We start from the raw sequence: 19627 nt of genomic DNA, 5'->3' as shown, positions 1-19627 counted from the left end.
ATGAGGCAGATTGTCAGTCACTCATCACTTATTCCACGCGTAAAAAAACATAAAAATAGTTAGATTAGGTAAGTATCTGATTTATGGAAGATAAAACACATATAACAGTTAGCAAGGCTCCAGAAGCAGTGAGTCAACAGATCGAGCCCGGCAGCGCGACCCACGCCGCCCAGCAACGCCAGCGCGCCAGTCAGTTGGCCCAGGCCGTGCGCAATGAATTGCAAAAAGCCGTGATCGGACAGAACAGCGTGATTGACGACGTTCTCACTGCACTGATCGCCGGCGGCCACGTGTTGCTCGAAGGTGTGCCGGGGTTGGGCAAAACACTGCTGGTACGTGCCCTCGCCCGCTGCTTCGGCGGTGAATTTGCGCGCATCCAGTTCACCCCGGACCTGATGCCCAGCGACGTCACCGGGCACGCGGTCTACGACCTGAACACCGAGCAGTTCAAACTGCGCAAGGGTCCGATATTCACTAACTTGCTGCTGGCTGACGAGATCAACCGTGCGCCGGCGAAAACCCAGGCCGCGTTACTTGAGGCCATGCAGGAACGCCAGGTCACTCTGGAAGGACGCGCCTTGGCCATCGTGCAACCGTTCATGGTGCTCGCCACGCAAAACCCGATCGAACAGGAAGGTACGTATCCACTGCCCGAAGCTGAACTCGACCGCTTCATGCTCAAGGTGCGCATGGATTATCCCGACGCCGATCAAGAGCTGAACATGGTCCGCCAGGTCAGCCGCTCGACCCGCGCCGACATGCTCGACGTGCAACCGCTGCGCACCGTGCTGCAAGCCAAGGACGTGATGGCCTTGCAGCGCATCGCCAGCGACCTGCCGCTGGACGATCAAGTCCTCGATTACGCAGTGCGCCTGGCCCGCACTACTCGCACCTGGCCAGGCCTGACCCTCGGCGCCGGGCCACGCGCGTCCATTGCCCTGGTGCGTTGCGCCCGCGCCCGCGCGCTGCTGCGTGGCGGCGACTTCGTGATCCCGGATGACATCAAGGGTTGCGCCTTGTCAGTGCTGCGCCATCGCGTCCGGATCGCCCCCGAGTTCGACATCGAAGGGCTGGATGTCGATCAGGTGCTCAAGCAGTTGCTCGATCAAGTGCCGGCGCCGCGTCTGTGAAACCGTCGCGCCTGTTGCTGATCTGGCTCGCCATCTTGCTCGCCATCGGCATCGTGCTGGGCATGTTGCGGGCACTGGACATCGACATGCCCTCAACCCTGTTGTCGATCAACTGGGGATTGTTGCTGGCGCTGCTGGCCCTGGCCGTTCTCGACGCCGTTCGCCTCAAGCGTTTGCCCTCGCCACGCCTCCAACGCCAGATGCCCGGCAGCCTTGCACTCGGCCGTTGGAGCGAAGTGCGGCTGGAGATCGAGCATGACTTTGATCAACCACTGAACATCCAGATCTTCGACCATGTTCCGGAAGGCCTGAGCTTCGAAAACCTCCCGCTGCTGGCAGCACTGCAACCCGGTCAACAGAGCCTTGTGGGCTATCGATTGCGCCCCCTCAAGCGCGGCCACTTCACCTTCGAACACTGCGAAATCAACCTGCCGAGTCCAATGGGCCTGTGGTCCGGCAAACGCCTGCTGAACGTGACCGACAGCACCCGCGTCTACCCCGACTTCGCCCGTCTCTATGGCGGTGAACTGCTGGCGGTGGACAACTGGCTCAGCCAGCTCGGCGTGCGCCAGCGCCAGCGTCGTGGCCTGGGCCTGGAATTCCATCAACTGCGCGAATTCCGTGAAGGCGACAGCCTGCGCCAGATCGACTGGAAAGCCACCGCCCGCCAACGTACACCGATCGCCCGTGAGTACCAGGACGAGCGCGACCAGCAAATCATCTTCATGCTCGATTGCGGCCGCCGGATGCGCAGCCAGGACGGCGAACTCGCCCATTTCGATCACGCACTCAATGCCTGCCTGTTGCTCAGCTACATCGCCCTGCGCCAGGGTGATGCCGTGGGCCTGAGCACGTTCGCCAGTGATCGCGCGCACTACCTCGCCCCGGTCAAAGGCACGGGGCAGCTCAATGTGTTGCTCAACACCGTCTACGACCTCGACAGCACCCAACGCCCCGCCGACTACCAGGCTGCCGCCACCCAGCTACTGGCCCGCCAGAAACGCCGAGCGCTGGTGGTGCTGGTCACCAACCTGCGTGACGAAGACGACGACGAACTGCTCACCGCCGTCAAACGCCTGAGCAAACTGCATCGGGTGCTGGTGGCGAGTCTGCGCGAAGACTTGCTCGACGATTTGCGGCACGCGCCAGTGCAAACCTTGCCGGAGGCGCTGGCCTATTGCGGGACGGTGGATTACCTGAATGACCGGGCGCAACTCCATGAGCAGTTGGGTGCTCATGGAGTGCCGGTGGTGGATGCCCGGCCCTCAGAGTTGGGGGCCGGGTTGGTGACGCGGTACCTGGCTTGGAAGAAAGCGGGATATCTATAAACGCCAAGCAATTAACGCTTTCCCTCAATGAAAAGGCATTAATTGCTTAGCGAAAACAGATGCCGATATCAAATAACAGTTCCGTCGTATTTATTGTGAACCTCCAGCCTCCCCCCGGCTTGTGTAGAAATAGTTGTAGCAGCCTCACCCTTTGAATCAGTGAAATAGAAAAACTGGTTGGTGGCTCTAGTGACTCGAACCCCCGGAACCCCTTTTTTCAAAAAAACGGATGTCGCCCGAATGTGATACTTCTGCCATTCAATATCCGGCCATTGATATTCAGCAGTGGACCAACGTTCAACAGTCACATGATTATGGCCCAACGACATAGCTAATGGCGAAGACCTCACTCCCGACTCCACTAACATCAGTTGCAAGAAAAAATCTCCGTTCTTGGTCGTGTCGAGACAATTCAGTTCCCACGTCACGCCTTCTGGTGTCAGCAGTTGCTCGCGCCCCAGCGAAGGTGCAACCACCACACCTAGATTGGCGGCGGGCTCTCCGCCCCATACCAGTTTTATAGGCTTGTTCAGAAACTGGCTGGAAGGTTTGGGTCGCACGGTGACCGTGTGCCTCGCACCATGGCAGGGATAGGCGCTCGCTCCAAAATCAACCGAAAACTCATCAAACTTGACGTCCACTTCTTGCGCGAAATTAACTACTTCCCCCGGCAACGGCGGTGAATTCGGTAACTGTTCAAACTCTGGAAGGGAAAAGTTCAATACAAAAGGACCGCTGTGCGCAATCTCGGTAAAAATAGACCAACTCAAGGAGGTCGTGCCCTTTGCCATCTCACACCGTTGCTCCAAAGGCGGATCAAAAACCAGACCTTGCTCCTCCACGTCCGACGCGTATTCCAGAGTAAGAAATCCTTCAGGTGCGCCTATCAGCCAACTGTATTTATAGTCCAGTTTAAGGGTGCAAACCTCTCCCGAAACCAAATTCAACTTTACGTCAAGCCAATCTACTTCTACATCATTAACGTAAGGTCTGAACTCTTGCAGCCAAGTAGAACTGGAAGTAGAAGTAGAAGTAGAAGTAGAAGTAGAAGTAGAAGTAGAAGTAGAAGTAGATGTAGACATATTTGGCACCAACTCAAACTCAATAAATTTCGCTTCCCACCCGCCAAATCCACCCGTCACGACAGCTTGTAGAAGCCCCTTTCTTACGCCTGGCATCCTGAACTCCACCCAGGCATTCCCTTCAGCATCTGTCCTCGTCGGAGCAATTGTCCTGTCGGGGTAATCCCACCTCACCTCAACATCCTGCAAAGGTTCGCCTGTCTGCGCTGAAACCACATTAGCGACCGCCGAAACCAATTCACCCAGATGACCATTGGGCTTCGGACTACAGAGCGTTTGTATTTTCCGAGGCTCGTTCAATACATATGAAAGCTCAACTGATTCTGAATAGTCCTTACCCCCTACCGTTGCGGTCAGCCCAGCCTCTCCGGGCGTAGTTGGAACAAACCGCACTCTCGCCACACCGTAATAATCAGTCTCGGCAGTTACAACTCCGAGGTCCGGGCTTCGCCACGTGACAACCCACCCCACCATCGGCTTGCCACTGATCACCGACACCACCGTGACCTGTCCGACCAATGCCTGGCCCCAGTCCAGTGTCTGGAAAGCGCTGCTGTTGCTGCTGATTTTCAGCACCTGCGAGCCTTCCCCGAGGGACATCGGGTTAGCCGGCGACAGGCTCGCCAGCCGCTCGGACGACAGACGGAGCGCGAAACTTGCATCCCTGAGATCGGCCACCTTGAACTGGTAGTTCAACCCCATGTCGCCGTGAAACAGTCGAGGCACGCCGAGCCCGGCCGATTGAAAGTTGATTCCCAACGCCTCCGGTCCGGCCCCCGTCATTCCCAGTATCAAGTGCCGGCCAGACAGCGGGCTGTTTGCCGCCGCCCTTAAATCAATCGAATGTGTGCCCTTGCGACGGGGGAAGCAGGTGTGCTGGCTCCAGCGCTTGAATTCTTTCTGATCAAAGCTGACCTCCAGCCCCTCCCAGGGATCAGTGGCCAGCGCCCGGACCGTCGTGTCGCGTTGCTCCTTGAAGCCGTCGTACAGGCTCTCCACTTCGGCCGTCACTTGGTACGCCTGATCAGCATTTTCCGGCGAAAAAGCAAACCCGGACCAGCCATCCGCATCGGTTGGCACCACGCTTGAGTCCACCCATTTCACCGGCACCTCACCCACGGCCTGCCCGGTAAAGTGCGAGCACACCTGAACCCAGTTCCAGGCCGGTTCCTGCCCGACCACCGGATCCACGGCCGATTCGCGCCACGTCTCGATCCTGACCTTGTTATGCGCCAGCTTCATCGGCGTCACGGTGGCCACAAACTCCAGCTGAGGGAGTGCCAGGGTCAGGGCAAACTCGCCCCTATTCCCACTGCGAGTAAAGTCCAATTCCCAAGGTGTGCCCCCGTCGCTGATGAGCTGCGGCACATTCAAAGCGGGGTCGATGGTTGCCTCCAGTTGATCTGCAGGGGTTCCCGACCACGTCAGCGATGCCTTCAACCCCACCAGCGGGGTCAGCGCATTGGGCAACACGTTAAAACGGTGCTGCGCCCCCAGGCATGGATACAGAGCCTGGCCGTCAAGTACTGCCTGTACCTGATCGAGCAACAGACTCAATTCTTCTTTCGGGTCCGCCGCTATCAATCGCCCAAAAAGCTCTCGAACAATCCGTTCACCCTCCAGATGCAGCTCCAGATCGAACAGGCTGCTGATGCTGGCATTCGCCTCTGAAACAAGCTTCCAATCCACGCCGCCTGCCACTAGCACTTTGGAAACGCCAAGGTCAGTGGGCACCAGTCCGATATCCGGCGCGGCACCTCGCCAATGCAAACTGATATTTGCGTCGACCCATCCACTGCCAGCGATGGGCTCGACTTTCAGGGTATGGGTCTGACCACGCCGACAGTGCAGTCCAAGCTCAACACGATCGACTTCTTCCCCATCAAGCAGGATCTTGACCTCACTCTTCCAGGGGCTGGCCGCTGCCGCCACCACATCAAATGGCCATTCAACGGCAACGGCTTCCAGATGGGCACGGACGCTGGCAGTGACGACATACTGTATGGCCTGACTTGGCGCAAACAGAAAACCGGCCCAGCCACCGGCTCCCGAACGGGTCGAGCTCCTGGCCTCGACGCTTCCGCTGTCCTTGCGCTGAGCCACCCAGTCAACCAGTGCACCGATGACCGGTTCACCCGCCCCGCCGTTCAGGTCGTGCACCACCTGAACCCGCAACAACACGCTCTCGTTTTCATCTACCTCTGGTAACTTGTTGGCTTCACGCACGTCGCCGATCCTGACCACGTTACGCGCCAGCGACATGGTTTTTTTCGGTGAAGGCAGCAACAGTTTCGAACAGACCAGCGACAGCCAGAACTGGCCGTCCAGGCGATCCTCACTTGTCAGCGTCCAGGGAAGCTCGACGCCGTTGCTCGGTATCGGCAACCAATACCCAAGCGCTGGATAGACGACAACCCCCAGTTGTTCAGGCGAGTCACCGCTCCAGTGCATCGCGAGATGCGTCCCCAGCAACGGACTGGTCTCAGGCAGTTTGACAACGACGGAGTAAACAGCCCCCCGATTGGGGTAGCCGGTTTTTTCTTCCCAGCGCGTGGCAACCCCCTCGACGACCGCGGACAGGTCCCTCCACGGATCCGTGGCCAATACCCGCACGACGAACGTTTGAGTGAAGACGCCGGAGGGGTAGTACAAGCTTTCTACCGACGCTTCGATCTCGACGTCACCCGCTTGCGTCGGTTGAAAATCGAAGTACGCCCAGCCTTCGTCATTGGTCTGGGTCACGCCCAGCATCGGTTGACCGGCAAGCGTCCAGGTCACTGGCCTCCCGGTGACCGGCAACGAGGTGTAAAACGACGTCACCTGAACCCCCAACCGCACCCCCTGGCTGAATTCAAGCACCGGGTAATAAGCCGCCTCCAGGACTTCACGAAACACCAATCGATGGTGCCCCAGCGACACGCTGATCGGGTAAGGCTCTGCGGAGTACCGGTTGTGCAGGATCAATGTCAGGAGGTGGGGTTCGGCAAGGTCCAGCCACGGGCAAGTGATCTGCCATTCACGGTCAAGCGACTGATTGACGCCCCATTCCGGCGTCGCGAGCACCGCACCATCGGGGTTGTTTTCGCTGACCAGCGCCACGTGGGTGCCTAGCCAGGCGTTGTCGTCCTCAGGCTCGAACTTCAGCGTATGGGTGCCGTCCACGCACAGGTGCAATGTCCTGCCGAGTGGCGAAGGCTGGTCGTCGAGCCACACCGCTTGCAACGCCAGCGGCCCCAGTCGCAAGTCGAGTCTGATCCGGAAAATACAGATCTGCGATAAATAGTCCGAAGGCTCGTTCTTGGGGCTGAAAATGCTGAGGGTGATCACGTCCCCGCTTTTTATCGGGAGCTCCAGTTTTTCTTCATACACCCGAGGGAAGAGCGCCAGCGGCTGTCCGCTGGCCAGACGCGCCTGATCGTCCTCCCGATCACGTGCGTTGCCCGGTTCAAGCCTGATCGTCTGGACGTCCTGCGACCCCTCGACACTGATCTGAACCCATCCCGCTTCGATATGGCGTGTCTCGCACAGGAAGCTCAGGACATAGTGCGCATCGGTGCCCGGGTCTTTGGGGATGATGATGTCCTGACTGACCGACGCCTCATTCCCGGCTGCCAGAAAACGGGTGAACTCGTCGTCGTAGATTTCGTCCTGAGTACTGAGCCAACCCCTGCCCAGGTTTTTCTTCCAATGATCGGGCCACTCTGTGAAATCCCCGTTGAGAACCAGATTCTCATCGGCCTGAATGTTGAGTTCACGCATGGTCGCCTGCCCCTTTGTCCTGATTGTTTTGCCGGCTGGCGATTTCCACGTTCACCATGTCTTCGACTTTGCGCGTGAAGGTCGGCTCGCCGACTTTGGCCGTGTAACGGATACGCACGATGATGTCGGTCAGCGATTCCAGCATCGACCGCTGCGGGTCTTTGCCGGCCCAGGGGAAATTCAACATCCAGCGAGAGACCAGCCCGGTATTTTCGAACGGGTTGAGCAAACCGTCATCGGGCTTCATCGCCGTCATGCCGTTATCGGCGAGGCCCATCGACAGGGCAATCTGCTGACCACTGCGCAAGTTGACCTGCACATCGGCCGGGGCCACCGCGCCGTCCGGGTTATACAGGTACTTCACGGATTGGGCGGTGGCCTTGGTCGCGTTCATGCTGCTGATCTGGAGCAACGTGGCCTTGATATCCTGGTAAGGCCCGGTCAGCGCTGGCAGATCGACTTCAACCAGGCTGATCTGCCGGCAGTAATGCCCTGGATGATCTTGATCGAAGAGCAATTGGGTGAGTCTGAATTCCAGCGACCCGGTGGCGCGCAGCTGTTGCAATGCAGAATCCCAGCTCTTGATTCCGGTCTGTGCATCCACCGCGTCGTCAAACAGTTGCCGCAAGGAAATGGTTTTGACCAGTTCCAGCCGCCGCTCATGGCGTTGCAGGTATTCGCGCTCCATTCGCAGAAGATGCGCACGCAAGTGCTCGCCTGCCGTCAGGCCGTGATGGCTGTCCAGCCACACCTGAGGCAACGGGATCTGCGAGTCGTAATCGCCGGTTTCGGCACTGAGTGAGTACTGGGCGCTGAGGCACAGGCTGACCACCGCGTCGTAGGCCTGTTTATGCAACGCCTTGAGCTGCCCCAACATCCAGCTGAACAGTTCGGCATTGGTCGCACGTTTTTTGAGGAAGTTGTAAATCGCCAACGCCTGACTGTTGGCCCTGAGGATTTGCTCCAGGCTGGTGCGGGCCGCCAGCACCGCCTGTTCCTGCGCGGTAATCTGAACGTCTATCGCCCGAGCCTCTGCCTGTGCCTGATCGCGCTGCAGTTTCCAATCGGCGGCGCGACGGCGGTAGGCTTCGGTAGTGGCTTGCTTGTCCGCATCGATTTGCAGTATCGAGGCGGCGATGTCCAATCCATAGCACACGGCATCGACCAATGCATCGATCCGAAAGCCACCGGCCGCCACGCCAAAAATGTTGGGACCGGCCGCAATGACGGCACCTGCGGGTTTAAGGGCTGAAGAGGTCAGCGCCAACACTTTGGACTGTTGCAGGTTATCCATGACCCTGTATTCAGTCTCCGATACGTTTTCATCATAAAGTTGCGAGTACGCCTGAGCCCGCTCCTGTGCCATCTTCCGACTGCTGGAAAGCGCGTCCACATTCGTCACCAGTTGGTCGATGGTCTGCCGTTGCATGGTCTCGGCATAGGCACCCAGTTTTACCAAATGGTCTTGCTGCATTTCCTCCTGTTCCGCCCGATCCCGGCGTTCCAGCAGGCTCAGCACCTCATTGGCGAACTCCTGCAAGGTCTGCACGGCACGTAATGCCGCCTCAAAGGTAACGCGCCAACGAAAAGCCCCCACCACCAGCCGCCCGCCCATGGGGCGCGGCCCGCCAACACCACCACTGGCGAGATCGCGCAGCAGCCGGTTGGGGTCGGTCATCGGGCTGAACAGTGGGATATCCAGCGGCGAGCCTTCGATGGTGAGGTTGTTGCGCAGGTTGAACAGGCGCTGGTCGGGCAGTGCAAACAGATCGAGCAGCCGCTGGTTGATCGGCGGCTTGAAAGGTCCGTTCGCCAATAACCCCAATCGGGGGGCGTTGTCGCAGGCGACTGGAAAATCCGCCAGACTGAAATCGAGCGCTCGTTCAAATTGCTCCAGTGCCGGCCGTGAGCCGCTGCTCTTTAAAAGCGTTTCCACTGTGGTGGTTTCCCAGCTGTTGACGGTGCGCACCGAAGGCGCCTTGCCCATCAGGAACCGGGCCTGGACATAGCACAACTTTGCCGCCACCAGGCTGTCGCGGGTCAGTTGACGGTAATACCAGTCGCCCCATGCGATGAGGTTATTGACGTACTCGGTAAACACCAGAATCTGAAAGTGCCGCGGGGCTGCATAACCGATGGCATCCGGATCGGACGAGTTCAGGGCTTCAGTGCCAGGATTACCGCGGGTCGCCAATGGCCGGCAGCGCCAGTACAGCGGCTTTGGATTCGGCACACTGGGTTCATCGGCAATGGCTTGTGGATCAAACAGGTATCGCAGCCAGTCCTGCGCTTGGGTAAAACTGTTTTCATCACGCAAGCGTGTGGCCACCAGGTGCGGCAGGTGAAAAAACAGCTCCCAGAAAAACAGCCCGTTGGCACCATCGAATGCACCGTTCGGCTCATTGAGCGGTACAGAGGTTGGAGGTGGCTCCGACAGGAACTGCGTGTCCCAGTCCAGTACGGCATCGACGGAAATGTTGGAACGTTGTACCAGTTCGGGGCCGAACAGCGAGTTCAGGCGGCAGTATTTCAGCGCCAGGTCTGCCTGGTTGAGCTTGAGAAACTGCGCGGCATCGAGGGTGTTTTTAAGCAGCTCCGCAGGGGTGAAGTGCGGAAGGTCGGCGATCGTTATTGTAAAGTTTTTGCGCCCGTAGCCAGCCCCATCCTTCCCACCAAAAGAAAAGACAGGCGCCGTACTCCATCCGCCTCTCGCCCGTCTAAAGGTTTGCCAAACGGTACTCCATTCACCCTTAATCGGAAATTCTTGTTCAATCGGTGCCGGGTCTCCGCTGGCCGGGTTGATCAACTCCAATTTCAGAAGAGCTGTGGCGCCAGAGTAATACCACTCCGTTTGCTTGCAAAAGCCCTGGACGAGAAGCACATCGTCGTTACCAACAGCGAACGCAAAGGCCCGTAGTCCCAGATAACGGATCATGCTTCCCGGTAAAGCATCAGTCACAACCATTGGCGGTCTACTGACCAAGGCATGCTGTACCGTCAAAGGTGTAGCAAATCGCACCGTCGCCTGCTCCAGCCAGCCGCCGTCATCATCGACCGCAGGACGCAACAGCACGTCGCGCGCCACCGATACTTTCAGGGCGTCTTCTCCAGACTTGCCGTTAATCAACATCACGCCCAGATTGCCCTTGGGGTACTGCTCAGTAACCAACACCGTTGCAACCAGCCGTGCATCCGCAGAGACGTCGCGAACGTGCAGCGATTCATGCAGGTTCAACGGTGCCGACCATTGGCCGTTTTGCGCCATGAAGGCCAGCTTGATAGTGAGTTGGTTGGGTAACACAACGTCAGTGGATTTATCGACTGTCTTCTCGCGCCACTCGGACCACACCACGCACAACCGCCCGTTCCAGAACACCGGACGGATATCCAGCACCTTCGCATCGGTGGGAATTTCGATCGGCTGCCATTCACTCCACGCCGCCGGATTGATGGCAGTTTCGGCGGGGCTGAGTTCAACCTCCGCCTTGCGCCAGAAGTACTGGCGAGGCTCGGTCCGTGAGCAGCCAACAAAGTAGTAGTCCGCCAGAGCGGGGGTTGGCGGGCGCAACGCATCCCCTCGGTAGCCGCCCATATAGGCGCTGATCACTTCCAGGTCGCAGGTCTGCTCGAACGTGTGCAGATAATTCTGCAGTGCCTTTTGAACGGAGTCGGTGTTCAGGCTGCTCTGGTTCAGGTCATTCTCGAGGGTTTTGAACAGACTGGTCTTACGCTGACGCACAAAGGGATTGATGAAGATTTCCGGGTAAATCGAGATGAGTTGCAACGCCGCCCAGTCCGGGTAATTACTGTAGAACGCCCAGGTGTCCAGGTCCGGCTTGCTGAACGGGTACTTTGCGTAACCGGGCTCCAGTTTCTGATACACCGCATGAATGTACTGCTGCGCACAACTGATCGCTTCAGCCACCCAGGAATTCTGCACCGGGTAGCTGTCCAGCGGATCCAGGCGCAGCAGTTCGAAGAGGTCCTCCGGTGTTTTCACGAAGGCATAAGACTTTTCGCCTGTCTTGTTGACCTGCCCGATGCAGTATTCCATCAATGCCAGGCGGCGCTTTTCCAGCAGATGACCCGTGTTATTCGATGCCATGATCCTTTCTCCTTGGCTCTTCGGGGGACACACATCAGCAAGCGATACCGTTACGCTGGGTATCCGTCGCCTTCGAAAGTAATGGGCTCGAAATTGGTCTGAGTCTCGCTGCCTTGAATCCGGACCGAGATGACGACCTTGCAGCCGGTCGGGCTATGGACAAACACTCGCGTGAGCCCGTTCTGGTCGGTACGCGCCTGAGCGGGCCGGATAATGACTGTCGCCTCCTCCGGACCGTCTTTGATCTGGAAAAGCCAATCCACGAGCTTGTCTGTTCCAAGGTTCTGATAACGGTCCATCATTACCGCGAAGAGTTCGACTTCGTGACCAGGTTTCACGGGGCCTGACGGGATCGGGGACAGGAGGGCTGGCGGGAAGGTCAAGGTTTCGGTGTCGGCCAAGACTTCGATACTGGGGGCGTACTCCACTTCAAACAGATCCAGCCAGAACTGCGGCGTTTCCGTGCCCAGCGTTTTCCCCGGAAAAAACTCCGCGATGAGCGTTCCATCTATCCCGGTCGCTTTTGTGGCAATGCTGCCCAGCCTGGCGTGCCAGTAGACGTTGACCCCTTTCAATGCAGTGCCTGCGCCGTTCTTGAGGGTCACCTTGAAGGTGATTTTTTCATCCGGTTTATTGGCCACCGCGTACGCCTTGTCGGTCAGTTCGCATTTGATGTCGACCAGTTGCTTCAGGTCGCTGGACGCTTGCACAAGGGGCTCCGGCACTTCCGACAAGCTCAGCAAGCCGTGCTCGGCAGCCGTGGCATAGGCCTGTTTTTGCGCCTCCGTATCAACGGTCTCAGGCACATTGCCGATCAGGAAAATCGTCAGGGCATCCATACCGCTGTGCGCCGACAACACGCGGATGCGCATCAGCAGGTCCAGTTGTGTCAGGTTTTTCAGCACCTTGTTTATCGGATCGATACGGCTGATACACTCGCGCACTTCCTGGACGCTCCAGCCAAAAAACTCGGCCAGTTTGAGGGACGAAGCCTGCTGGGCCAGGGCCAACGCATCACCGGCTATCGTCGGCAGTGCGTTGACCTGGCGCAGGTAGTCGAGCAGGGTCTGCGCCGGTTGCTCGCTGAGTTCAAAGGCCCGGGTGAGCGCGGTGAGGTAGTAGAGCGTTGTCACCGTAAACAGGTGCTTGTCATCCTGACCCATCCAGGCTTTGTAGCCATAATCGAGGTAGTCCTGCAGCAGGACGGCACTCAGGTTGAGTTTGGTCACCACCGCGCTGCGACGGCGCACATCGGCCAGCAACATCAGCAGTGGATCAGCCCCTTCGTCGCGTCGGAGCGCGGGTTGCGCAGGCGCGGCACCGTTGCGGTCCAACACCTGACGCAGCAGCGAATAGATCGTTGTCTTGGCCCAGGCAAGCACCCGTATGGCTTGCTCTGCGTCAACACCGGTGTACACGGCCAGGCATTCCTTCACCACCGACACCTGGGCATCACGGGCCAGCAAGAGAACCCCGAGCATTTTTTCGACAATGGCCGCGCGCACGGTGTCGTCTATTTCGCCCAGGCCATCCTTGACCGCCGCTTCAATGTGTTGGCGAGCAAAGCTCGGGTAGTCGGCCTCAGCTTCAGCCCCGATCGGCGCAAGCACCAACCCCTGCGCATCGGCCAGACTCCCCAGCAGACCGAGCCAGTCGGCCACCGGCAATGCCGGCACCCCGGCCATCAACAGCCCGGCATTGGTAAACAGCGCGGCCGGTAGCAAGCTGCCCAGTTGATCGAACAGTTGCAGTTCAGGCTCCGAGGCGGTGCCGGCGCGCGGCTCAGACACCTGCTGCAGCATCCAAAGCACCGGCAGATCACGGTCCCGGCACCAGCCCACGCAGGAGTGCAAGGCATAGATCAGGTTCAGCACATCTGGCGTGCCGCTTGTGGTCTTGTTGATTACAGGGGCCCCCGCCAGCCCGTTGACCCAGCTGTCCCCACCCAGCAACATCAACATCAACACGCCTTCAATCGGCGTGATTTCCAGCATTCGCGCCAGTTTCGCCAAACGATAAAAACTCGAAACGATTGGCACGCTGCGTCGGAGAGTTGTTGTCTTGCCATGCGCCTTGGCAATTGCCAGGGCCAGAAAATGATAGGTCTGCAGGTCAATACCCATCCCGCTGCACAGTTGGTTGACTGTCAAGTCAGTCGCCCCCTCTACCGGCATCAGGGGGAACAGCTCGTTATCGAGCTTCAAGGGCTGGCGATAATTACCTTGGTTATTGAAGACCTGGTCGAATTGCGACAGCGCCTCCCCGCGACCGTAGATCGACAGCTCATCGATAAACGCGGCGAAGTCTTGCGCAGTACAGCCGTAGCGCTCGCGTAATGACTGGAAAAGCCCCAATGCATGCACAACGTTGTCGGATATCCACCACTCTCCTGCAGTCGCGCCGCCGCGCACCTCGGCTCTGATGGCGGCAGCCAGCAAGGTATCAACCTCGTCGCTGGGCAGCTCTAGCCAGTTGTCCAGACGCACCTTACGGTTCATTCGGTCGTATCGGGCAAACCCATCCGCAGTGTTGGGATTCTCTGACAATCGATGCAGGAAACCAGGACCGTCTCCGCTACCCGTAATACTGACAGCCGGCGATGTATGTGCATTGAGGTAAACCGAACCAAAACGTTCGCTTTCCGAGCCAGCAGGCGTAGCCGGAACGTAGGTCACATTGGCTGAGCGAACAGGCAAGAAACTGCGAATTGACAGCAACGCCTCGATTCCCTGCGTATCGAGTGCTGTCCGCTCACCGAAGAACGGCACCTGATTCAGGTTCAGCCATTCCACTCCTCTGGCACCGAAATTAGCCAAGTAAAAAGCGTCTTGCTCTCCCTCTGTTGGACTCTCCTCCGTCAACAGCTTGCGCTGATAAGGCCCCAGCCGAGAAGCATGGGCCAGCGCGCGCCCGGCATCGTTATCCCAAGCCTCGGCTCGCAGAAAATAGGGGTAATCGAGGTCAACCATGTGTGCAAAATTGGCCACCGACAGACCATGGTGCTGCGCAATGGCATCCAGGGTCACCCAATGCTGGTAATAAGGCAGCCCATTCGGGTAGCGAGCCTCAATCAGCGCTTCTTCAAGCTTCGTCTCCGGCCCATGGTTGGCGATGAAGGTTTCCAGGACCGAAACGATGATGTCGACCGCGGACACCGACGTGTGCACCGCGTTGAAGTCCACAGACAGCTCCTTCAGATCTGTGCGGCGATCATGCAGAGGGTATTTTTCGCTAGGAACGCCATAGACTTCGATCCGATCGCGGATCCAGCGCAGCAGTTCAATCAGATACGCCACGGGCGACGCAATCGACTCCAGGGCATCCGGTGGACAAAGCGAGTCAAAGGGGGTGTTGAACAACCACTCATAAGTGGGTCCCTGGACGAACGACAACAAACCGCTCGATGGCCCTGTCTCAGCCTTTTCACTGCCCGTCAGCAAGTGCTCGATATATTGGCGGCGCACGTAAGTGGCCATGCTGTTGGCCCGCCGCAGAAACTGCCAGGCGACCTCCGGAGTGACCCCGTAGCCCCTGACCAGACCGTCAAGCCCCTTCTCCACTAGAGGAAAAATCGATCCACCCTTTTCGAGGTATTTACGCAGCTCGGCGCAGTGCGCGCGCTGTTCTTCATCAAACACCTCGTCGAGCAATTGCAAGGCGGGGAGAATACGAGAGTCAGCCATGAGTCATGGTTCCTTGGGTCGATAGCAGCCCGCAACAGCCTGACGAACCCGTCAGACTGTACGTTTGGTCAATGGAATTTGGCGCCGATGCACAGCCAGCGTCTACTGTCAGAAATGACAGTTATTACAACCGTTTATCGGAAGAAGCCTGTGGCGAGCGGGCAGACGGCGCAGGCTCGACTTCGAAGCGCTTGCTGTCGGCCCAGTCGGATCTCACCTGCGCGCTGTCAGTGAGGGTTTGCCTGAATCGGCACCATTGGCCACCAGGCGGCATCGGCTGCGAGGCCGCGCCCTGCCAATCTCCTGCGACGGGAATATTCGCGGCCCATCGTTGGTCGGGGTTGAACCAGCTCACAATCTCCCCGACACCTTCCGCGCCCTGGCCTGTGAACCCGACCGGGTGGCTGGCCCAGCTCCCCGCCGCCGGCGACTCGATGGTGGGCAAATACGTCCCCAGCAGCACCGGTCGCACGGGGGATTCGACGGAATCGAAACCGTCGCACGAGGCCACAACCACCACACCGTAGCGGCCGTCGGGTTGATCGAAGGCCACCACCACCGACCACGTGCGATCATCCAGCACCGAACCTTGCCCCAACATCGTCATCGCTGCGTCGACCCGCTTTACCGTCACCGTGTCTCCGGGCACGCCAAAGCCTGAAACCACCGCCTGCCGGCCGATGTGTTCGTCCGTCGCCGGGGTTTCGATGCTCGGTGCCGCCGGCACGACGTTGTAGTTCAATGGCGGGCTGTCTTTTGACGGCCGCTCTTCAAACGTCTGCCTGGCCCAAATGGTTTTGCGCCCCACCGGCAACGTCACCTCGCCGCTCCAGCGACCGTTGATGCTTACCGCAATGTTCCTGAGTAGAGGCTCGGCCTCGCCCTCCAGCCAGACGTCAACCAGAGCGCCCGGCGTGGCCCGTCCCTCCAGCGTCGAGGTTCGCGGCAGATTCTGGTCTGCTTCCGGCACCGTAATGGCCGGCGGCACCACCACAACTTCAAACGTGCGCACCTCACTGCGCAACGACTCCCGTCCGTTCAGCGTCTGTTGAGCGTCAATGGTGTACTCACGAAATTCGAGAGCAGTGAGCCCGATCGACCATCGACCACCGTCAATCAGCACTTGGGGTTCACCCAGCGCTCCACCGAATCGGGCATCGCGCAACTGCATCGTCGCCCCCTTCAGACCGCTCTCCCCCCGCACAGTGATGTTGCGGTCGACTTCTGCGCTGGCGGCGGGCTCGATGATGACCGGCTGAGGGATGGGCATTTCGATCAGGAAGGTTTCAGAGGCGGCCGGCGAGGTCTGCCCGGCGGCAGTCTGGGTCACCGTGACGGTATAGGTAATGTCCGACTCAAAGGGTGTATTGCGTTCAAAGGTCCAGCGTGTGTCAGTCACCTGGGCGGTGTGTACCGTGCCGCTGTCGCTGAACGTGAGCTCAACCACCGCATTCGTCCAGCAGGTGCCCGACACGACGACGAAGAAACCGTCCACGTCTACCTGGCTGATTACCGGGGCCAAGGGTGGAATGCTGACGGCCAGCTCAAGCCAGCTCGGCGACCATTGACCATTCAGTGACTGCCGGATATGCACTTTTCGATTGAGCGTCGGGCCCCACAGTTCTGAAGCCTTGCTCGACCATTGGCCGTTGGCAACCCGTGCATCGGGGGCGGCCGAAGAGCTGCCTCCGGGGTTGGCAATCGTGACCGTAGCGCCGGTATGCCCCAGACCTGAGAAGGTCGGCTGGTAGTCCTTGGTGTATTGCAGCTCGGTCGGATCTTTCAGTTGCCGGTTGACGGTGAACGAGTACGGGTTCGATTCAATCCAGCCGTTGGCGTTGTCGGAGACTTTCTGAATCGCCTTAAGCGTGTAGACGCCCAGGGGCCAGCCCGTTGCCGACGTTTCCCATTGGCCATCGGATTTCACCACCACAGAGGGCGGCGCCGTTCCGCCCGGGCCGCTGTCCAGAATGAGCTGGACCGTGGCGCCGACATGACCGGTGCCTGAAAACTTGACGATGGTGTCGGATGGACTCTCGATGTTGACAGTGGTTAATGCGGGCGGGCGGACTTTGAATGACCGTGCCTCACTTTTGCTATTAGGCTGACCGTTAGCCGTTTTGGCCACAATGGTAAACGAGCCGGGAGGCATGAAATTGACACGGGTGGTCATGGTCCAGCGTCCATCTTGTGACACCCGACCTTCACCGATTTTAAAACTGTGATCCAGGTCCTGGACCACCTCCACAATGGAATTTGGTTCACCTCCATAACCGGAGACATTTCCGTCTTGATCGATTGTCACCCCGTTACCGGGTTGTTCAATGACGATCGCTACTATCTCAAAGGAGACGCCCCCCCAATGAATGCCTGTTTCATATCGAGCAGCAAGGTTAAAAATCCCGAGTTGGATTTCGCTCAAATCTATCTCTTTACTCCAGTTCCCATAAAAATCCGAATCCTCTGTCGTTCCAAAATAAATATCGCCGGCCTGGCTTTCAATTCTAACTTTGGAATAAGGCTTTCTGCCTGTCCCCTCGACAGTAATCTTCCCGCGATAAACTCGGGCATTATCAGTTGGGTATTTAAACTGCGGAGCGATGATCACTTGCAGCTCGACGGGCACCGCATCCGCTGAGTAGGTTTGGCTGACAAACTTTCTTGCTTTAAACACTTGACGACAGGTAATTAAGATATTGCCTGCATATAAGTTTTCGGGAATGACTGTCCAACTACCATCGGCGCGAACAACGCCACTACCAAAATAAATGCCTCCTTCCGCCCTGTATAAATCAATCGTTGCGCCGGGAGCACCATTATTCCCTTCTATTGGCGCAGTGAGATAGGTGATGGAACGGGTCAGAATGACGGGCCTTGACAGCACCACGATACGCAGGAGATTACTGGGCATAAACCAATCACCATCGATCCACACCTGAGCGACGATGTCATGAATGCCGTTTGGCAAAGGACTTTTTAGCTGTAGGGCTGCTTTACCGTTGCTATTGACTTGCGTACGGCCACATAACTCGTCCCACGAGTAGGCATCTACAATATTGATATTCCAACCCGGTTCTGCAGTCACTTCGAAGCTTTGCAGACCTTCAACTCTTAGTCCCTGCGGCCAGTTGAAATTCGGAGCCATATTTCCGTTCACGGCCCAAGGCTCTTCTGAGCGTTTTACATTGTCAGAGCGTGGAGGAGAGAACTCTGAAGGGTCGTCATTATTGAGCTGTTTTACCGATGGGTTCGGCTCCCCCTGAAGCGGCACAGGATCAACAAAAATAAGCCGACTGGCCATCCACCAATCATCGTTTCCATTCCATAACCAGACAAAAAAACGCTGCTCTCCAGGCGAGAAAGAATAACTATGGAGTGAAAAGTGCCCGTCACCCTCCATTTTCTGCTCGGCGCTATACGTTTCTCCGGTAAAGGCATCCACTATTCTGACGTAACAGCGGGCATGCCCCCCTCCCTCCAAAGTCAAATAGGTTGGATTGTTCACCTGACGTGAAACATATGGCCGCGACCATAGAATCCCGGGTCCAGACGAGCCGCCAACATCTGTAAAGTTTTTATCTTCCGACATATAGCTGTCCGTCCCTAATGTTCTGCGCAGACCGTAAGTACCTTTCTACTTCTCGAACAAGGACGCTGCCTACCTGTAACATCTGACAGTTCCGACGGACGGCACCGCAGTCAATCAGTCCTTTCCGCCCGGCCCGTTCAAGCCCTCGGCAAGTGACTACAGCGCCTTGCGCAATGGACTACACATCCGCCAGAATCCGCCGGCTTGTGCACCTTGGCCTTGCCCCGTAACTTGATCCGCGTCGCTGCCAATCAGCGATCGGGTTTAGTCGCTCGGTAGGTATAAGAAGGTGCATAAGCGTCATCCAGTCGGGTATTCCCTATCCCCGCACTCGATGGTGGCTGTGCGCAGGGCGCCCTCGGGCGCGCCGGTATTTCTTATGCCTCCCGGTCGACTAACCTGCGTACAGCCGCCACCCTCTCGTTTAGTCGCGAATCGGTGGTAGCCCTAATAGAGGCAATAAGATCATGTTCAAAGCCACACCCAATCCCCCCGAAACCGACCCGGTTTCCCCCTACGCCAGCCTTGATTCAAGAAAGCTCCACGCTGCCGCCGACAAGGCGCTCGACCATTACCTCAAACCCGACGTCGAAACCCTTCGCGCTTCCCAGGACCGTGCCATGAAAATGTTCACCGTTGTCGCCGATGCCAATCCCGAAGCGCTGAACATCGAGACCTACGAAACCTTTTCCACGGTCAGCACGCTGCTACTCGACCTGGCGGACAGCCTGGACGACAAGCCACGGCATCTGGCGATGGCGATTTACCGGATGAGTGAGTTGGGGTTGATGCTGGTGGAGCGGTCGCTGGATAACGAAAAGGCGATCAAGGTGACCTGAGCTTGATTATCAGGCGCCTGAGCTGACGCCATCGCGAGCAGGCTCGCTCCTACAGGGGATTTTCAGTGACCACAAAATTTATGGACAGCCGATACCCCTGTGGGAGCGAGCC

General features: G+C 58.0%; 7 protein-coding genes. 3 read left to right on the top strand and 4 right to left on the bottom strand.

Annotated features, from left to right (window positions below; all coding sequences use genetic code 11):
• The first annotated feature begins 128 nt into the window (after positions 1 to 128).
• Together QMX98_RS21300 and QMX98_RS21295 are read left to right on the top strand one after the other, a co-directional pair.
• The gene (locus QMX98_RS21300) at positions 129 to 1130 is read left to right on the top strand and encodes a MoxR family ATPase (protein WP_010457549.1); all 1002 of its coding nucleotides are present in this window, start codon (positions 129 to 131) and stop codon (positions 1128 to 1130) included.
• Positions 1127 to 2458 (top strand): DUF58 domain-containing protein, encoded by a 1332-nt coding sequence (locus tag QMX98_RS21295; RefSeq protein ID WP_282411345.1) that lies wholly within the window; start codon positions 1127 to 1129, stop codon positions 2456 to 2458. Before QMX98_RS21300 ends, QMX98_RS21295 begins: the two co-directional genes overlap by 4 nt.
• A 68-nt stretch (positions 2459 to 2526) precedes the next feature.
• On the opposite strand, the gene QMX98_RS21290 is transcribed toward QMX98_RS21295, so the two are convergent.
• The 4 genes from QMX98_RS21290 to QMX98_RS21275 form a co-directional block, all read right to left on the bottom strand.
• The gene (locus tag QMX98_RS21290; RefSeq protein WP_282411344.1) at positions 2527 to 7299 is read right to left on the bottom strand and encodes a hypothetical protein; all 4773 of its coding nucleotides are present in this window, start codon (positions 7297 to 7299) and stop codon (positions 2527 to 2529) included.
• Positions 7292 to 11404: a neuraminidase-like domain-containing protein gene (locus QMX98_RS21285; protein WP_282411343.1), complete on the bottom strand. Its 4113-nt coding sequence runs from the start codon at positions 11402 to 11404 to the stop codon at positions 7292 to 7294. Before QMX98_RS21285 ends, QMX98_RS21290 begins: the two co-directional genes overlap by 8 nt.
• Positions 11405 to 11454: 50 nt before the next feature.
• Complete coding sequence (locus QMX98_RS21280; RefSeq protein WP_282411342.1) at positions 11455 to 15087, bottom strand: Tc toxin subunit A; 3633 nt, start codon at positions 15085 to 15087, stop codon at positions 11455 to 11457.
• Between the two features lie 124 nt (positions 15088 to 15211).
• Positions 15212 to 18676: a hypothetical protein gene (locus QMX98_RS21275; RefSeq protein WP_282411341.1), complete on the bottom strand. Its 3465-nt coding sequence runs from the start codon at positions 18674 to 18676 to the stop codon at positions 15212 to 15214.
• 467 nt (positions 18677 to 19143) lie between these two features.
• Here QMX98_RS21275 and QMX98_RS21270 point away from each other — a divergent pair, with 467 nt between their 5' ends.
• A complete protein-coding gene (locus tag QMX98_RS21270) occupies positions 19144 to 19515 on the top strand; it encodes a DUF6124 family protein (RefSeq protein ID WP_169858005.1) in 372 nt (123 codons plus the stop codon).
• The last annotated feature ends 112 nt before the right edge of the window (positions 19516 to 19627 follow it).

The sequence above is a fragment of the Pseudomonas sp. PS02303 genome (assembly GCF_029959925.1).
Lineage (GTDB): Bacteria > Pseudomonadota > Gammaproteobacteria > Pseudomonadales > Pseudomonadaceae > Aquipseudomonas > Aquipseudomonas mandelii.
This window is presented reverse-complemented; position numbering and strand designations above follow the sequence as displayed.